Raw genomic sequence first — 16,604 nt, 5'->3', positions numbered from 1 at the left:
TTATTTTTCTGCCTCTCGGAATTCGGTGGTAAACGCCGGATTGTACAGATCACTTCTGCGGTAATTTCCCTGGGAAACGGCATTTCCGATGATCATCAGCGCTGTCTTGGTGATCTGGTTCTTTTTCGCCGTCTCGGCAAGTGTTCCAACGGTGCAGACGAACGTCTTCTCCTCCGGCCAGGTTGCTTTGTAAACGATCGCTGCCGGAGTATCTGCCGTATAGCCGCCTGCAATCAGCTCACGGGAAAGTTCCTCTAAGAGTCCCGTGCTTAAGAATACAACCATCGTTGCCTGATGTGCCGCAAAAGACGCAATGCTCTCCCGCTCCGGAACCGGTGTTCTTCCGGCCATTCTGGTGATGACAACACTCTGGGAGATATCCGGCAGCGTATATTCCATTTCAAGGGCAGCAGCCGCTCCGCAGAAAGAGCTGACACCCGGACAGTCATCGTGAGCGATTCCAAGGGCATCGAGCGCATCAATCTGTTCGCGGATTGCACCATACAGGCACGGATCTCCCGTGTGGAGTCTTGCCACAGTCTGGCTTTTGCTTTCGGCCTCTTTCATAACATCAATCACCTGCTCCAGCGTCATGGTTGCACTGTTATATACCACACAGCCCTCTTTTTTCAGATCCAGCAGTGCCGGATTGACAAGAGAACCTGCATAAATGATAATATCCGCCTCACCAAGCAGCTTCTGTCCTCTTACCGTAATCAGATCCGGGGCTCCAGGGCCCGCTCCAATAAAATGTACCATCTATTTTTTCCTCTTTTCTTTTACAATAATCAGTGAATAGTAACTTGCCTGGTCCGGGATTTCTTCCGCGCTGAAATACTTCTGTTCCGTATCCATGCCGCAGTTTTCTACCATCACCGCCCGGCAGTTCTTTTCCTTCAGGAACTGTTTCACAGTCGGCATCTTTTTACCCGCTTTCATCAGAACCTTTGTTCCTGAAAGTTCCAGTGCATCTTCAATCTGATAAGACGCCGGAATCACATGCAGTTCTTCGGAATTTTCCACCAGTCCCTCGGAAAGAGATGCTGCTGCCGCGCAGAACGATGTAACACCGCTTACAATTCTCGCATCGTAACCGTCTTCCAGTACCCGTCTGTGTACATAAAGGTAGGTAGAATACACGGTTGGATCTCCGAGTGTCAGAAATACTACGTTTTTTCCTGCATCCAGCAGCTCCTCTATTTTTTCTGCACCGCGCCGGTGATTTTCCTTCAGTTCTTTGGCATTCTTTGTCATCGGCATTGGAATAGCAACAAGCTCTTTTTCTGCCAGTTCCGGCACTGCCTGAACAGCAATCTGGTAGGCAATGCTCTCTTCCGGTTTCTCTCCTGGTACTGCAATCGTATCATTTTCCCGGATCAGACGGACGGCCTTTAACGTCATAAGCTCCGGGTCTCCCGGTCCGATTCCTGTTCCAAATAAAATTCCTGTCATTTTGTTTTTACTCTTTTCTGTTTTCTTTTTCTTCCTGCTCCCGCAGGCGCTCCAGAAGTTCTCCCGCTCCCGGGGTTTCCCCGAGCAGGCCCTCATTGCTTGAAAAAACAATCGCCTCCGTCTGCACTCTGCCCTCAATATGGTAATTCATGTAAAAAGCAATTTTTTCTGTCACTTTTTCCATGGTCTCTTTCAGGCATCCTGCTTCCTTTAAAATCTGCACCGCTTCTTCCGTCGTTCCAGTCTCCAGCAGTTTTTTTGCCAGTGCAAGATCCGCCCCTGCACGCACCGCCTGCGCCGTAAGAAGCTCCGCACGGCAGTCTGCCTCGTGGGAATGGGTATTCATAATTCCGCCGGACACCTTGACAAATTTTCCAAGATGGGCCACAAAAAGGATGGCGTCAAAGCCGAGCTCAGCTGCAAATTCCAGTGTTTTTCCGACGTAATTACTGCACTTAACGGAATGGTCTGCACGGACCCACGGATACGTTTTTAAGAAGTCCTGTCCGTAATTTCCCGGTGTCACCAGAAGGACGCGGTCACCCTGTGCTTTCCGCATTTCCATCTCGACGCGGATCGTGGAAATCAGCGCCTCCTCGCTCATCGGCACTACAATCCCGCTCGTTCCAAGGATTGAAATGCCGCCGGTGATGCCAAGTCTCGGATTGAATGTATGCTTTGCCAGTTCTTCCCCTTCCGGTACGGAGATGATAACCTGCAGTGCGCGGAAATCATCGAGTTTTTTCTGAATCTCCTCCACATTCTCGCGGATCATCTGGCGCGGTACATGGTTGATCGCCGCGTTTCCGACCGGCTGATCCAGCCCCGGCTTTGTCACACGCCCGACGCCGAATCCTCCATCGATTACAATTCCCTCTTCTGTTCCAAACGTCACTTCCGCGTAAATCAATGCTTTATCTGTCACATCCGGATCATCCCCGCCGTCTTTTCGGACGGCACAGCTTACTTTTTCGGCACTTCTCCGGATATCCAGCAATTCCAGATTCAGAACAATGCCCTTTGGCGTATGGATTTTCACTTCCTGTATTTCTTTCCCGGAAAGCAGCATAAACGCCGCTCCCCGCGCTGCCGCTGCAGCGCAGGAACCCGTCGTATATCCCATGCGGAGTTTCTTGCTGCCGCGCATAATATATGCATCTTCCAAGCCTGTCCTGCTCATGTTTTTCTCCTTAACAGATCCGGCGGTTTTTCTGCCGGATCACGCGATCTATTTTATCATAACACACAATGAAAAAATGCTGAACCATTTTCGCATATTTTTTCAAAAAAGATCAATTTTTCCCGGCTGTTTTTCTATCTCAGAAACTTATTCTTTTCCCAGCTTCCTGTTGTTTCAAACTCCGCAGCTCTTCTTTCTGCCTGTTTCACAATTTTTTCATCAATTCCCATATTTCCAAGCAGCGCAATCGCATTCTTTCCTCTTGCCGGCCCCTGTTCCAGGCGATACGGGAAGGAAATACTCTGCGCGGTAATCTGCTCTTCAAAATGATAATTGGTGTAGAGATCTTCCAGCAGATACGTCAGTTCAGTATCATGTGTTGCTGCAAGACAGAGCACATTTGCACGGCGCAGGGCAGCAAGCACACTCTCTGACGCTGCAATCCGCTCCGTCGTGTTTGTTCCCCGCAGCACCTCATCAATGACGCACAGAAGCGGTGTTTTTTCACGGCTTGCCTCCAGAATCCGTTTTAAAGATTTTACTTCCACAACAAAGTAACTCTCTCCCTGTGCCAGATTATCGCGGAGTGCCATGGATGTCATGATCCGGCACACAACACCGCGGTACCGCTTCGAAAGACTCGTGTTCAGTGCCTGTGCCAGAATCGCATTCACTGCCATGTTTTTCATAAATGTGGATTTTCCCGACGCATTCGAGCCGGTCAGCAGAATTCCGCCCTCCGCATACAGACTGTTTGCCACCGGATGTGTCAGAAGCGGATGATAAAGCTCCTCCACATCGATCCGACAGCCCGCCTTTTTCTCATCCAGGAATTCCGGCCGGCAGTAATACGAAAGGCTCTCCCGGTACGATGCTGCAGACAGTGCAAAGTCCAGGAGTCCAAGATCCTCTGCCATCTGCAGAATCGCTTTTTCATACGATTTCACTCCGGAAACAACCGAAGAATACTCGATCAGATCCAGCAGAAAGAACGTGCGAAAGTATGCAAAAATCATGTTTGCTGCACCGCCCTGCGATTCTTTCGTATTCACAAGTGTTCTGCATTTTCTTGTAATCGGACGGAGTTGTTTTTCCTGTTCTTCCAGACGCTTCTGATACATTTCCAGTCCGGAAATTTTTTCTTTTCCAAGTTCCCTGGCTGTCCGCTGCAGCCGCAGGATACAGCCAAACGCTTTTAATGCACTCTCCAGCTTTTTGCTCTCCCTTCCATGCATCAGTCCGTTGCCGACCATAGAAGCAAACAGAACAGACACACCCAGCGGAGGCAGTACAAACAGCAGTCCAATTCCAAGCACAGCAATACCGGCCATCAGAAGATATTTCCCCTTCTCTCCCGGCTCCGCCTCCATCAGTACGGCTATTTCTTCTGTCGGCGGATTCATCTTTTCTTTTCCCATCAAAAGAAGTGCTTTCTGCACTGCTTCTCTGGCTTTTTGGTTCTCTGCAAAAAGCTTCATCAGCCGTTCCCGCTCTTCCCTGATTTCTGTTGTTGTGACCGGCATCCGAAGCGCCGTGTACAGATATTCTTCCCCGCACACCGACACTGTGTGGTCGACTGTGTCAAAAACCGCATCGAGATCCAGGTCATTCCAGGTAATCGCGTCCACGCAGAAGTTTTCCCCTGCTTTTCGTCTCAGACACGCTTCCAGTTTTTCTTTCTTTTCCCGTGCCGTCCGTTTCTCCTGCTTTTTTCCCCATTTCTTCCGCAGTTGTACCAGCTTCTTTTCCTGTTCATTTCTGTTATTCTGTACCATCCAAACTCCCAGCAGTATCAGAACCACAAAAATTCCTGCTGCCGTATACAGTTCTTTCATGTCTTATCGCCATCCTTTTTCCTGCTCTGTATCATAAGTCTTTTGATTCTGTCTTATTCTAGCACAGAACCCTCTTCCCTTCCAGATTTTGTTGCAAAAATCATCTCCACCGCCGCATGTACAGCCAGTCTCTGTGAACTGCTGCCGTCACCAATGCAGGTGGAAAGGGTAAGTATCTTTTGAACTTCCTTTTCCTCACCGCTGCCAAAGATAATGCTGTTTTCTTTTCTTTCCTGTACCCATGCATTCCAGTCCGCATCGCTCCATGCTCCCAGCCGGTAAACATCACTTTTGGCATCCGTCTCCTCCACACTCCAAATACGGCACTGCCATGCTTCACCCGGCAAATACAGGTACAGATACGGAAATTCCTGTTTCCACGACGCTTCACGATACTTTTTCAATCCTCCGAACATCGTTCCATCCCGCATATTATGCCCATATAAAATCGTGTGACGTTCAGAAAAATCCTCCGGTGTATCACACGGTGCAAAAATACTGCCGTAAATCCGCTCCCTGCAAAACGCATCGTGTGTCAGATAATATGCGTTATCCTGCCCGTGCGCAACCGGAACATCTAAGGCGCAGCCGGAATCCAGAGCCACGCGCAGATTTCTCTATTTTTTGATCGAAGTCCTGCAAAATCAATTGTCCGAAACAGATTTTTGTCTGTACTGCCCGGTTCCTGCTCCTGCACTTCTTCGCTTTTTTCGTTTTCCTCTTTGTTCTCTTCTTTTTCTTCTCTGACATACATCTCCACCGCTTCTTCCTGTTCTTTTCGAATCTGCCGGCTTACCTGAATCTGCGGCAGATACCAGAAAAAAAGCGCCGCCAATGTCAGAACTGCAATCCCTCTTCTTTTTCTGCCGATTTTTTCTCTCTCCATTTTGTTTTCATTCCACCACCCGAACCGATGGTGGAATGTTTTTTCCATTTTGTTATTCAACCGGAATCCGGTTTTTTACAATACTGTTGTGTCCATAATCATCCCAGCGGTATTTCTGATTTTCAAATACAACCTCACTTTCTTTGGGATGTCCGCAAAGATTTACCGATACCGAAAAGACGCGCGCAGGATCTTTTCCATATGCCGGCTCTTCTAGTTTTTTCACGGTAACATTCTTCGTACCTGTCACCTGCATAAGCGAATACCGCAGCACCTTCTTCTCCTGTACCCGGTAATCGTTTCCTGCCGGAATTCCCCGGATCTGTACCGACTGTTCCGTGTAGCCGTCCTGATCTGTCGTTTTCTCCACCTGTGTTTTTGTAAACGTAAGATAGCATTGGTATGTATGTTCTTTTCCATACAGATCCTTTCCCTTCACGGAAAACAGAAACGTTGGATTTCCATGCGCCCATGTAATCTCATCCGCCTTAATCTTCTTTGTAATCGTCAAGGTTTCACATGCAAGATCCTTCATCGTCACGGTCTGCACTTCCTGTTTTGCCTCCAGCACAAACGAAACCGGTTCTGCCGCAAGGTATCCATCCGGCGCGGCCTCCTCCACAATGACATAAGAACCCGGCTTTAATTTTTCCAGTTCATGCGGGCCGCTTCCTCCTGAAATCCAGCTGTCCACACGGTTTCCATCCATATCTTTTAATACCAGCTTTGCGCCGGAAATTCGTTTTCCGCTCTCTGCATCTATTTTTTCAATTGTCAGATGTGTTCCATCATTTTCGACCGTCACCGACAGTTCCGATTTACCGTCAATTTTTCCGTTTTCTACCACAAATTCCCGGCATGTGCTGTCCAGCAGATAGCCCTCCGGAGATGCTGTCTCCTGATAGTACCAGACACCGTCCAAAAGTCCCGTCAGCTCAATTTTTCCATTTGCATCCGTCTTTTTTGTCTCATCAAAACTTCCATCTTTCGTCCAGATATGAAAGGCTGCTCCCTGAAGCACTTTTCCGTCTCCCTGACTTACTTTCTGCAGAATAAAACGGTTCTTCCAGTTTGTAAACGTCAGTGTGATCTGTGCGTTTTGTTCCCCGATCGTTATTTTCTTTTCCGTCGGATCCAGCACATATCCATTTGGAGCCGCCGTTTCCCGCACAAGATACGTTCCGTACTCCAGCCCGTCTTTGAACGCCTCTCCATTTTCATCCGTTTTCAGCACAGCTGCTACCGCCTGATCCGGAAACAGCACTGTTCCGTTTACCGTTGTAATTGCTCCGCTCGCAATCACCTGATATGTTGCACCAGAAAGTGCTTTCCCTGAGTTTTCTTCCGTCTTTTTTATCTTCAGTGAGCCTGTTTTTCTTGTGTTTTCTGCCTCCAGATGGATCGTCTGCATGCCTTCCTTGTCAATGGAAAATTCCTGCTCCCAGCTTCCTGCATAACCAGCTGGATTCTTTGTCTCCACAACACGGAATTTTCCATTTTCACTGTCTGTATCCAGAATTCCCTCCAGCAGATAAGAACCCGTTTTTTTCACCCAGTTCATCTTTTTGAATTCACTCCAGGTGTTGTTTTTCCAGCGGTACACGGTAAATTCTGCACCCGAAATAGCTTCTTTTGTCTCTGCATCCATTTTTTTCACTACAAGATCTCCTACTTTCGACAGATGACAGGGAACGTTCGCTGTGTAACCAAATTCCGAAGTATTCCACGGCACAACAGTTATTCCCGTTTCCCGGGATGCTCCATGCCAGTTGTTGTACGTACTGGAAGTATCGTTTACAAAATTATCCGGCCATTTTTTCGGTGCTTTCACTCCGCCGCCGGGACCAGTTACCGCGTCGTTAGTGCCTCCATCATAGAAAATCATCGTCTGGGAATTTCCTTCAAAGGTAACTGTAACCCAGCCTTCCGAATTTTCCGGAGTTGTTCCACCGTCCGGCTCAGAGCCGCGTCTTGCCGACCAGATCGCTTCTGTTCTGGCATCGTAGACGATTCTGGCATCTGCCTCCTTCGTCAGATAGATATGTTCTGTCTCATCAGCCAGATAAAAGCCCTGCTTAAAGTCCAGATCTGAAAGTGTAAAATACCCTTTCACATTCAGCGGATTTCCTTTACTGTCGTAATAAGCAAACCGTACCTTGATCCAGAGCAGACCTTTAATATCAATGACCGGCTTATTGTGGTCAATCGCCACGACTACCGCATCCACGTCCTCATACCCTGATGGTACAACCGTGTTCTGCCAGTCTTCCAGCCAGATCCGCATCGTTATATTTTCCCCGTGGCACTCTCCAACATTCGTATATTCCGCATACATTTTTCCTTTTTTCGACTCCAGCGGCGTGAAGGAACGGAGATTACTCCATCCCTTCACATCGGCCGCCGGCCACCATGTGGAACAGCATTTCGAATGGCTCTCTCCGTTTTTGCAGAACAGATTGTCCCAGGTACTTCCATCTGTACTTCCAAAACGGATTTTTGTCTCACTTCCGATCAGCGGGGTAAAATCATATCGGCCGTCAATAACAGAGTCCGATGATACAACTTCTCCGATTCCGGCTTTCGAAAGAGAAGGAAGACTCGTAAGACTCGAAGCCAGAACATCTTCCCGAAAACAAAATCCCAACAACAGCAGAATTCCTGCGAGAAACCAGAAGCTTTTCTTTGCTCTTTTCATTCTTTCCTCCTTTCAGACCGGCCCGCGGCAAGAAACAGGAAGGCTCCTGTCACGGCAATTCCAATGGGGACCGCTGCTGACGGATCGCGCAGACCTGTTTTTGGCGCGCTGTGCCAGATAGAGGGGCCTTCTTCCTGCGGCAGATCTTCTCCTTCGACAGAAAAAATCCATTTTACCCCGCTTTTCCGAAGTGCCCATTCATTTCCAAGTTCTGACGGCACACGGATTGAAAAACAGATTTCTTTCCGTTCATCTGACTGCATATTCCAAGACTTTTTGCTGCCCATAGTCCCTCACTCTCTAAATCACCTTCATAAATCACGCTGTCTCCCTCTCGTATTTCCAGTTTCACCTTGGAAAGCAGTTCTTTTTCTGTTTCACTGAGTTCTTCCGGAAGTTCCGTCCGCAGAAAAAATTCTGCACGGCTTGCTGTCGTGTTCACCAGTGTGAACGTATCTTCCCATTCATCTCCCGGCATCAGCACTGGAAAGTTCCGAAAGAAATTGTCGGGTGCCAAGATCAGATTCCGCGCTGCTCCTTCGTACGAAACGGTGAGGAAGCTCTGCTGCGAAACCTCCGAAACGGTATTATCCGCCTCGTGGACACACTGTTCAATTTCCAGTTCTTCTCCCCACGGAGCTTCTGCCGTAAAATCCGGCATCACATTCGCTGCCTGTACGGCCTCCGCCTGGATTTCAACGGACAGCACCTGTCCCTCCGCCTCACTGGTCCACGCAGATGGAATGGTGATTGTACGGAAAAAATCGACAGATTCCTGCTTTCCCAGCACTTTGGGATAATAATAATACTCTCCTGCTTTCAGCCAGACGTCCTCGATTCCCCCAAGGTCCTCTTCCCCCAGACGGTAATCCTGCGTTTCTTCCTCATCAAACACAGGCTTTACCCGGACATAGCATGGTTCAGCATAATTGGTGATCCGCGGAATTTTTGAAATCACCTGGGAAGGCAGTACAATGCCGTTTTCCGGTCCCTCATACTTCTTTTCTCCATCCCCGTCTTCCTCATATTCCCAGATTCCAATATTTACATCTCCGACAGCTATTTTGTTAATGGTCTCAACACTGCTCCGGTAATATGCATACGTTCCGCTGATTCCCATCAGAAGACTTGCCGCCGCACATCCGATCCTGACGCGTTTTCCTTTCATGTCTGACCACCTCTCTCATAAGCATCCCATGCCTCCCGATAGCCGTGAAATACCATATTCCCCTTCTGGATCTGCACCGATTCCTCATAGACCGAAACCTCAAGTTCTTTCTGTTCCATTTCTTTTGCAACGCGGATTCCGGTAAACAATTCCGTCGTGCTTTCGCCTTCTGAAACCGGTTTTTTGTAATAATAGTAGTCATCTTCTCCTTTTACCCAGTTTTCCGTATCAAGTCCCTCAATCGCTTCAATTGGTTCACTGAATATAAGTGCCGCTCGAATATAGCAGGCAACGGAACCTTCATTTCTGATTTTTACTCTCTTTACCACACTTTTCCCTGGCGGTACGGGCGTCGGTGTCGGAAATTCTTCATCGATAGTACTTGTATTATGTCCGAACACCATACGATTCCAGACACTCTCGTGATCTGTAAAATACGCCGAAGTTCCCGGCAGCAGCCAAATGGCTGCCGCCATCGTACACCCGGCCGCACCCGCAAGGAAAAACAGCCGTTTCGTCTTTTTCTTCATCTTTTGTCCCCCAGAAAACTGCTTAAATTCCAGGTGCTTCTGTCTGTTCCGGCTCCGACTGCGGTGCCGTTACCTGCCCCTTCTGCCCATTATTCTGATTTACATACTTCTCCCAGGCCTTTGCTGCCCGCTCGGCAGCCGTACTTCCCTCACCGGTATTCAGCGCCTGGATTGCATAATAATTGATCGGAATATCGACCTCTTTTTCATCCAGCTGCCCTTCCACGATATTAGCTGCTGTCACGCTCGTAAATAAAGGATCCGTCGCTTTGCCAGCTGCGAGCACTTCATTGTAGAGATATGTATATACCATCGAATTGTTCTGTTTTTTCTTGTACATCAGCACCCATTTTTTCGAAAGCTGATTCATCGAAAACAGTTCCGTATCGACGGCTGCCCCGCCGTTTAAACGGTTTCCGGATGTATCTGCAACGATCACTTTTGCGATTGGTATGGAAACATCCATATAAACGTAAGAATCATTTTTACCTTTATTTTTGATACGCGGGTCCTTCGGAATCACCTGGGTCGGCACGATATGATTGGTCTTTCCGTCCGGATCTGGTGCGTACGATGGTTCATTTCCTTCGATATCTACTTTTCCCACAACAAACTGGTTCGTCACAGAATCCTTATCCGTCAGATACGCCAGTGTTCCGCCCGCTGCCAGGGCTCCTGTCAGAAGCAGTGATGCTGCCCAGAATACGATTTTCCGCTGTTTTTTCATAGATCAATTCCTCCTGTTTTCCTAAATAATTTTGCTAATTCTTTTTATAACTTGTTTTCCTGCATGATTTTTCTACCGTGCCAAAGCTGCCGGATTGTAAAAAGCATCACCGCTCCCACGGCCAGAAAAAAGAGTGTTCCTCTCTGCCGGAGCCAGATAATACCAAAGCCAAGCCAGGGAAGAGCTACGATCACATTCCCGATCACCTGTTTTTCCAAAACGATGCCTGCATCTTCCTCCGCGTTGGCATCCCCCTTAGTACAGTATCCTTCCTCGCTCTTTTCCACGATCCGGTGTGTCACCACCATATTTCCTCTCCGGTAGGTAATCACATCCCCCGGATTCCATTCCTTCTTCCGTCCATCCACAACCACAACAGATCCCGTCGGGATCTCCGGTCCATGGACCCGGACAGTACGACATAGGCGCAGAAATACTGCATCAGATACCATCCCGCCGCCAGAAAAAGGAAGGAAAGAAAGCCCTGCAGCCCCAGTTTTCCTTTTGCTTTCATTTGCTCCCTTCCGTCGATGCGGACATCCAGACTGTCATTTTTGCACGCAAAAAACAGAGGATAGCATTTACCCTCTGTCTCAGAATATCCCTGTTTCATTTTCTCTAAAGTTCTTGTAAAAGTGATTTAAACTTACCATAGTCCGGGCGAAAGCGCAAGCATTGTCTGCCCGTTTAATTCTAAATTTTTTCTAAAGCCTGAAACGCAGAAAATTTTCAGAACTTTTCCCGGATCTTTTTTTCTCCAAACGCAAGCCGCTTTTCCAGCTCCTGCCCATTTTCTGCCCCAAGGATTTTTCGCATTACACTCTCTTCTTCCCGGATTCCTTTTCCGTGAAGTACGCCGTATGCGCCGGCATCACTTCCCGCCGCAAGCACAACGTCCTTTTCAAATGCGAGCTGCAGACCTTTTTTCTGCGTCTCAAAAATCCACGCCAGCGTTTCAGCCGGATATCTGCCGTTCTCCAGAAGATTCGAAACCGTCACAATTGTCGGCACCCAGATTGTTGCATGCTCTGCCATACAGCAGATGCTCTCTTCATTCTGAAAGTTCCCGTGCTCAACCGAGTCCACGCCTGCCTCTGCCGCATCCATCACAGCCTGTGCGCCGTTCACATGCGCCATCACAGAAAGCCCCGCATCATGCGCCGCAGCTGTCATTGCAAAAACCTCTTCCCTGGAAAGCGGCTCACTGGTCACATGCCCCTTTGTCGCGAAATCCAGGATTCCCGTCGTCATGATCTTGATAAAATCTCCGCCCGCACGGCGTACTTCACGCACAAGCGCGCAATACTCTTTCCCGTCTGAAAATGCGCGTCCGACAATTTTTCCATAACGGCCCGCCCTGTGAATCGCAAAAACCGGTGTGCGGTATGTGATCCCGTACTCCGGCGCAAGGCTCCGTGCAAGAACACCCGCCCCGTACGGATCTCCGCCGTCACGCACATAGGAAATCCCTGCCTTCTGATACGCCGCCAGATGTTCCCGGATCAGATCCTCCCGCGGGCCGTTTTCATGCGCTGCCGCCGCCTTTTTGTAATCCACACCGTCCATAAAAATATGGGCATGGCATTCTGCTGTCACCATTTTTGTTTACCGCCTTATCTCCGATTCCACCACAGCTTCTCTGCGGCCCATTTTCCAGTTCTGCTCCGAGAGATACAGATGATATCCACAGCCGTTTTCTACTCGCCAGTCATAGTAACTCTTCTGTGGCACGCCGTACTGCTCAAGGATACTCATGATCGTGCCTCCGTGCACCACCATCGCCACGTTACGGTAATGGCGGCGGATACACGTATCCACCATCTTGTCAAAGCCGGCGATGCAGCGGTCCTTGAACTGCTGCGGGCTCTCACCGCCCGGAAAGGCAAGCGTCGCCATGGAATCAATCCACTCCTGGTATTTCGGATTATCTTTTAATTCCTGATAATTTTTGTTCTCAAACTCACCAAAATTGCACTCTGCAAATTCCGGGATTTTGACCTGTTTGGCATACGGATACAGAATGTCTGCCGTTTCCAGACACCGTTTCAGCGGGCTGACGAACAGAAGCTCAACGGTATCCATCGTCCGCTGTTCCAGCTCTTTTTTCCCTTCCTCACACAGTGGTTCATCCGTCACGCCGATATACCGTCCTAATGTATTGCCATAGGTTTTTCCATGGCGGATCATTGCAATTTTAATCATGTTTTTCCTCACCTTTCAGCAGGATTCCGATTCCGCACACCACACGGGTTACCGAATCAGCCTTTGCTGCCAGCTCCGTACAGATGCGCCCCGTCTTTTCCCGCCATTTCCGGTCGAAGGGTTCGATCGGAACCACTCCGTAACCGAGTTCATTCGTAACAATGCAGATTTCCGGATTTTTCTGCAGCAGTTCTTCCAGTTCTGCTTCCGGTGCAGTCCCGGTCTCCTCTTCCAGAAGGAGCCATCTGCGGACCAGTTCCTGAAAATCATATACGCCGGAACATGCCGACAGCTCCTCTTTCGAAACTGCTGCCCCATCGGCCCATCCTGTTTCTTTTCCGGTCATCTTCTTTGCAAAGTCAAGCTTTCCCTGAAAAGCCCCTCCAATTACTAATTTCATTTCCAGTTCTCCATTCCAAGAGAAAGTACCACAAGAGACAGGAGCTGTGCCAGCTCACAGAGCGAAAGGAAATAGCCTGCGAGATCTCCTGTAATTCCTCCAAAATACTTACTGCTTTTCCATTTATAATAACAGAATACCAGTGCCGATACAACCAGTACATCCAGTGCCGCCCAGACGCAGAACGAAGCTGAGAGCGCCGTCACGGCAAAAATCGTCACAACAAGCACCGCCGCCGTTCTTTTTTTCTCTGCGCTCATGCCAAACGCTGCCGCTGTTCCTTTCGGATTGGCATTTGGAAAAAACGCGATCGAAAGACCGCTGAACGATCTCGAAACTGCGAAGCCAAATGCATACGCCGGAAAAATCTTCCAGACAAGTTCTCCGGCTGCGCCCGCGTACAGTACAAAATACAGACATCCCATAATAATCGCAAATGCTCCGGCGTGCGGGTCTTTTAAGATTTCCAGTCGGCGCTGTTTTTCTCTCCAGGAACTTAACGCATCCATCGTATCCAGATAGCCGTCGAGGTGAATGCCGCCCGTCACCAGAACCGGAACTGCCGTCAGCACTGCAGCCCGCAGCATGCTTCCCGCGCCAATCTGCTGCAGCAGCCAGAAAAGCACCGCCGAAACTGCACCGACAGCCAGTCCGACCCACGGAAAGAAACACAACGCATATTTCATGTTCTCTTTTTCCCAGTCTGCCGGCGGCATCGGGATTTTCGAGTACATGGCAAACGCCACTTTAAAATTATTCCATATCGTTTTCATCTTATTCTTTTTTTATTCTGACGGGAATCCCATACACAACCTCGGTCACACAGTCCGCCATCTCTGCCAGACGTACATTAATGTTTCCCAGGATCCGCTGGTATTCCATCGTCTCCTCCTCATATCGGTATCCGTCCGAAAAAATTTCATTCGTCACCAGAACCAGATTCCGCGCCTGATTGGCCAGACGGGAAACGCCCGCAAGAATTTCCTCCTCCGTCCGCGCTTTTCCCGCCCCGGATGGATCAAATATTTCATTTGCCGTGAGATTCGACATACATTCGAGCAGCACATCGCTTCCCGGTTCCAGCTCCACTTCTTTTAAATTCGTATAACACTCAATCGTCGAAAACTTCTTTGCCGCGCGCATCTTCCGGTGGCGTGCAATACGCGCCTGCCCTTCCGCACCGAACGGCTGCATCGTTGCGATATAAACCCTCCGTGTTCCGCCAAAATCCAGAATACACTGCTCCGCATACGCCGATTTTCCGCTGCCGCTGCCGCCTGTAACCAGATGTATCATCGTTTCACCTGCCTTTTTTAAGTCAGCGGCACATACGTTTCGATCTGTGCCTCGTCAAATGTCGCCATGCCGCGGTATACGGCATTTGCCTGATCCAGAATCGGGAAAATCATGATGGCGCCCGTTCCCTCGCCCAGACACATATCGCAGTGCAGAAAGGCTTCTTTTCCAAGCTCTGCAAGCAGCAGATGCGCCGCCGGCTCCTTCGATACGTGCGAAGCAATCATATAGTCCTTTGCAAACGGTGCAATCCGTGCAGCAAGAAGCGCTGCCACACAGGAAATAAAGCCGTCCATCACAACCGGAACGCCATGTGCGGCCCCTGCAAGAAAGACACCCGCCATGCCGGCAATGTCAAAACCGCCGACCTTTGCCAGCACATCGATGGGATCGGACGGATCCGGCTGATTGATGGCAATCGCTTTTTCAATCGCTGCAATTTTCCGCGCAAGACCTTCACTCGAAAGCCCGGCGCCCCGTCCCGTCAGTTCCGGAACCGGCTGATTCAGGAAAACGGCTGCCATTGCACTGCTCGTCGTCGTATTTCCAATGCCCATCTCACCGGTTGCCATCAGCTGATAGCCCGCCGCAATTTTTTCTTCCGCCACGGCGATTCCTGTTTCAAGCGCACGAACGGCCTCTTCCCTTGTCATCGCCGGGCCTTTTGCCATATTTTTTGTTCCATACGCAACTTTATACCGCGGAACCTTCGTATCGCGCGCCATTCCGATATCAATCGGAAACAGATCCGCATGCGCACCGCGGCAGAGAATGGCTGCTGTCGCCTTCTCCTGCAGAAAATTTTCCGCAACTGTCGCTGTCACTTCCTGACCGCTCTGCGTCACGTTTTCTTCCACAACGCCATTGTCCGCACAGAACGTCAGAAGTGCTCTTTTTTCAATCGAAATCTCCTCTTTTCCGGTGATTCCGGCAATCTGGATGAGCACGTCCTCCAGCTTTCCGAGGCTGTGGAGCGGCTTTGCAATGCCGTCCCAGTGAGCCTTGGCACGATCCATCGCCTCTTTCGAAAGCGGATGGATCTGTTCGATTGTTTCCTGTAATGTCATCTTTTGTTCGCCCCTTCTTTCGATATGACGTCCGATCAGCTCTGTTTTTTCACCCAGTTCACAAAGAAAATATGGGAATCTTCCCGCGCTGTTCCGCTGGAAGTTGTCCATTTATAGGTGTATGTATATGTCACACATTTTTCTTTATCCATATTCAGATTTTTAAATGCTTTCGGAGTCATGAAATATAGATAATCAAAATCATCTCTCGTATCGCCAAAGCCCGGGATCACACGCTTTGTGCCGTTCTTCAGATATGCATCCATGATCGACTGGGATTCATCCACTGCACCGTAGGCTCCATTATTTTTCAGCTGATTGATAATCGAACTGCTCTGCTCCGCAATTCCCGTCAGATAGTTTGTCAGACTTCCGTTCCGCGCCGGTTCAAACTGCTGCTGTTTATAAATCGCGGTGCGGAGCGAAATATTCTGTGCCGCCATCCGGTTCCGGATGACCATCGCAACTGCCGTCATACCTGTTTTTCTCTGGACACCCGCCTCCGCACTGCAGATAGCCGCAAAGAAATCACGGTCACTCACAGACGGATCCGTGTAATACTGATGCTCCATCGTATAATATTTTCCGCTTACGCTGTCCTTTGCACGCACATACTGGCTCGAGCCGAGAATGCACACTCCGTTTTCGTCAAAGCTGTAGTACCAGTTGCTGCTGTTCTTTTTCAGCAGAGCGTAATACGATTTTACCATCTTTCCGTCGCTTCCAAAGTAATACCAGCCCGTCTGCGGATCACCGCTTACCATCCGTTTCTGTGCATTGAGCCACTGGTTCTTTGCCATGCCTCCCCAGTCTTTAAAGTAATAGGAAGCGCCGTTAATAGTCCGCTCTCCCGTCACCATCACGCCGTTGGCATCGGCATAGTAACTGTTGTTTAAATGCGTAAAGAAGGTATTGCGGTACATCGCACCATTTTCCCGGAAGTAATACCACTGGTTCTCTTTCGAAAGCCAGCCCGTCACCATCTTTCCATCCGCATCGGCATAATACGTTTCACCGCCAAGCTGGAAAAAGGTACTACGGTACATGCCGCCCCAGCCCCGGAAATAATAATACGTACCATTGATTTTCTGCCAGCCGGTTACCATCTTTCCATCTGCATTCACACGATATGTATTGTTGTCATATTCAAAAAAGCGGTCAAAATA

The 16,604-nt window shown here is 49.2% G+C and carries 19 protein-coding genes; all 19 read right to left on the bottom strand.

All coding sequences use genetic code 11. The features are described from left to right. The gene (cobM, locus tag DW965_RS06485; RefSeq protein WP_119198166.1) at positions 1-759 is read right to left on the bottom strand and encodes a precorrin-4 C(11)-methyltransferase; all 759 of its coding nucleotides are present in this window, start codon (positions 757-759) and stop codon (positions 1-3) included. Further along, the gene (gene cobI / locus DW965_RS06480; protein ID WP_119198165.1) at positions 760-1,452 is read right to left on the bottom strand and encodes a precorrin-2 C(20)-methyltransferase; all 693 of its coding nucleotides are present in this window, start codon (positions 1,450-1,452) and stop codon (positions 760-762) included. It lies immediately after the preceding gene. Between the two features lie 7 nt (positions 1,453-1,459). Continuing rightward, on the bottom strand, positions 1,460-2,632 hold the full coding sequence (gene cbiD / locus DW965_RS06475; RefSeq protein WP_055226415.1) for a cobalt-precorrin-5B (C(1))-methyltransferase CbiD: 1,173 nt from the start codon (positions 2,630-2,632) through the stop codon (positions 1,460-1,462). Positions 2,633-2,766: 134 nt separating this feature from the next. After that, positions 2,767-4,467: a MutS-related protein gene (locus DW965_RS06470; protein ID WP_117812893.1), complete on the bottom strand. Its 1,701-nt coding sequence runs from the start codon at positions 4,465-4,467 to the stop codon at positions 2,767-2,769. 53 nt (positions 4,468-4,520) lie between these two features. Next, entirely contained in the window at positions 4,521-5,072 is a 552-nt protein-coding gene (locus DW965_RS06465) for a class B sortase (RefSeq protein ID WP_158576372.1), read from the bottom strand. Next, the gene (locus tag DW965_RS06460) at positions 5,045-5,353 is read right to left on the bottom strand and encodes a hypothetical protein (RefSeq protein ID WP_119198163.1); all 309 of its coding nucleotides are present in this window, start codon (positions 5,351-5,353) and stop codon (positions 5,045-5,047) included. The genes DW965_RS06465 and DW965_RS06460 overlap by 28 nt, the downstream gene beginning before the upstream one ends. A 52-nt stretch (positions 5,354-5,405) precedes the next feature. Further along, entirely contained in the window at positions 5,406-8,048 is a 2,643-nt protein-coding gene (locus DW965_RS06455) for a SpaA isopeptide-forming pilin-related protein (RefSeq protein WP_119198162.1), read from the bottom strand. Between the two features lie 172 nt (positions 8,049-8,220). Next, positions 8,221-9,216 (bottom strand): SipW-dependent-type signal peptide-containing protein, encoded by a 996-nt coding sequence (locus DW965_RS06445; RefSeq protein ID WP_119198160.1) that lies wholly within the window; start codon positions 9,214-9,216, stop codon positions 8,221-8,223. Then, entirely contained in the window at positions 9,213-9,746 is a 534-nt protein-coding gene (locus tag DW965_RS06440; protein WP_022462298.1) for a hypothetical protein, read from the bottom strand. The genes DW965_RS06445 and DW965_RS06440 overlap by 4 nt, the downstream gene beginning before the upstream one ends. Positions 9,747-9,768: 22 nt before the next feature. Continuing rightward, on the bottom strand, positions 9,769-10,473 hold the full coding sequence (locus DW965_RS06435) for a SipW-dependent-type signal peptide-containing protein (protein ID WP_117760344.1): 705 nt from the start codon (positions 10,471-10,473) through the stop codon (positions 9,769-9,771). A 44-nt stretch (positions 10,474-10,517) separates the two neighbouring features. Continuing rightward, a complete protein-coding gene (locus DW965_RS06430; protein WP_158582811.1) occupies positions 10,518-10,841 on the bottom strand; it encodes a signal peptidase I in 324 nt (107 codons plus the stop codon). After that, a complete protein-coding gene (locus tag DW965_RS19095; RefSeq protein ID WP_119188476.1) occupies positions 10,802-11,086 on the bottom strand; it encodes a hypothetical protein in 285 nt (94 codons plus the stop codon). The genes DW965_RS06430 and DW965_RS19095 overlap by 40 nt, the downstream gene beginning before the upstream one ends. A 116-nt stretch (positions 11,087-11,202) precedes the next feature. Continuing rightward, positions 11,203-12,072 carry an amidohydrolase family protein gene (locus DW965_RS06425; RefSeq protein ID WP_207741833.1) on the bottom strand — a complete coding sequence of 290 codons (870 nt, stop codon included), beginning with the start codon at positions 12,070-12,072 and terminating at the stop codon, positions 11,203-11,205. Positions 12,073-12,078: 6 nt separating this feature from the next. Next, positions 12,079-12,675 (bottom strand): histidine phosphatase family protein, encoded by a 597-nt coding sequence (locus DW965_RS06420; RefSeq protein ID WP_022462294.1) that lies wholly within the window; start codon positions 12,673-12,675, stop codon positions 12,079-12,081. Continuing rightward, the gene (locus DW965_RS06415; protein WP_022462293.1) at positions 12,668-13,075 is read right to left on the bottom strand and encodes a bifunctional adenosylcobinamide kinase/adenosylcobinamide-phosphate guanylyltransferase; all 408 of its coding nucleotides are present in this window, start codon (positions 13,073-13,075) and stop codon (positions 12,668-12,670) included. The genes DW965_RS06420 and DW965_RS06415 overlap by 8 nt, the downstream gene beginning before the upstream one ends. Then, positions 13,072-13,848: an adenosylcobinamide-GDP ribazoletransferase gene (locus DW965_RS06410; RefSeq protein ID WP_055226435.1), complete on the bottom strand. Its 777-nt coding sequence runs from the start codon at positions 13,846-13,848 to the stop codon at positions 13,072-13,074. The genes DW965_RS06415 and DW965_RS06410 overlap by 4 nt, the downstream gene beginning before the upstream one ends. Position 13,849: 1 nt before the next feature. Next, on the bottom strand, positions 13,850-14,371 hold the full coding sequence (locus DW965_RS06405) for a bifunctional adenosylcobinamide kinase/adenosylcobinamide-phosphate guanylyltransferase (RefSeq protein WP_117509027.1): 522 nt from the start codon (positions 14,369-14,371) through the stop codon (positions 13,850-13,852). 17 nt (positions 14,372-14,388) lie between these two features. Further along, positions 14,389-15,438 carry a nicotinate-nucleotide--dimethylbenzimidazole phosphoribosyltransferase gene (gene cobT / locus DW965_RS06400; RefSeq protein ID WP_117509028.1) on the bottom strand — a complete coding sequence of 350 codons (1,050 nt, stop codon included), beginning with the start codon at positions 15,436-15,438 and terminating at the stop codon, positions 14,389-14,391. Between the two features lie 35 nt (positions 15,439-15,473). Beyond that, a complete protein-coding gene (locus DW965_RS06395) occupies positions 15,474-16,562 on the bottom strand; it encodes a cell wall hydrolase (protein ID WP_147398773.1) in 1,089 nt (362 codons plus the stop codon). Positions 16,563-16,604 lie beyond the last annotated feature (42 nt).

This window comes from Blautia sp. AM47-4 (assembly GCF_003479865.1).
Classification (GTDB): Bacteria; Bacillota; Clostridia; order Lachnospirales; family Lachnospiraceae; genus Fusicatenibacter; species Fusicatenibacter saccharivorans.
Note: the sequence above shows the minus strand (reverse complement) of the source record. Positions and strands in the feature narration are given on the sequence as shown.

Coding starts and splice junctions, on each gene's coding strand:
- cobM (WP_119198166.1), bottom strand. CDS start 759: ATGGTACATTTTATTGGAGCGGGCCCTGGAGCCCCGGATCTGATTACG.
- cobI (WP_119198165.1), bottom strand. CDS start 1,452: ATGACAGGAATTTTATTTGGAACAGGAATCGGACCGGGAGACCCGGAG.
- cbiD (WP_055226415.1), bottom strand. CDS start 2,632: ATGAGCAGGACAGGCTTGGAAGATGCATATATTATGCGCGGCAGCAAG.
- DW965_RS06470 (WP_117812893.1), bottom strand. CDS start 4,467: ATGAAAGAACTGTATACGGCAGCAGGAATTTTTGTGGTTCTGATACTG.
- DW965_RS06460 (WP_119198163.1), bottom strand. CDS start 5,353: ATGGAGAGAGAAAAAATCGGCAGAAAAAGAAGAGGGATTGCAGTTCTG.
- DW965_RS06455 (WP_119198162.1), bottom strand. CDS start 8,048: ATGAAAAGAGCAAAGAAAAGCTTCTGGTTTCTCGCAGGAATTCTGCTG.
- DW965_RS06445 (WP_119198160.1), bottom strand. CDS start 9,216: ATGAAAGGAAAACGCGTCAGGATCGGATGTGCGGCGGCAAGTCTTCTG.
- DW965_RS06440 (WP_022462298.1), bottom strand. CDS start 9,746: ATGAAGAAAAAGACGAAACGGCTGTTTTTCCTTGCGGGTGCGGCCGGG.
- DW965_RS06435 (WP_117760344.1), bottom strand. CDS start 10,473: ATGAAAAAACAGCGGAAAATCGTATTCTGGGCAGCATCACTGCTTCTG.
- DW965_RS19095 (WP_119188476.1), bottom strand. CDS start 11,086: ATGAAACAGGGATATTCTGAGACAGAGGGTAAATGCTATCCTCTGTTT.
- DW965_RS06425 (WP_207741833.1), bottom strand. CDS start 12,072: ATGGTGACAGCAGAATGCCATGCCCATATTTTTATGGACGGTGTGGAT.
- DW965_RS06420 (WP_022462294.1), bottom strand. CDS start 12,675: ATGATTAAAATTGCAATGATCCGCCATGGAAAAACCTATGGCAATACA.
- DW965_RS06415 (WP_022462293.1), bottom strand. CDS start 13,075: ATGAAATTAGTAATTGGAGGGGCTTTTCAGGGAAAGCTTGACTTTGCA.
- DW965_RS06410 (WP_055226435.1), bottom strand. CDS start 13,848: ATGAAAACGATATGGAATAATTTTAAAGTGGCGTTTGCCATGTACTCG.
- DW965_RS06405 (WP_117509027.1), bottom strand. CDS start 14,371: ATGATACATCTGGTTACAGGCGGCAGCGGCAGCGGAAAATCGGCGTAT.
- cobT (WP_117509028.1), bottom strand. CDS start 15,438: ATGACATTACAGGAAACAATCGAACAGATCCATCCGCTTTCGAAAGAG.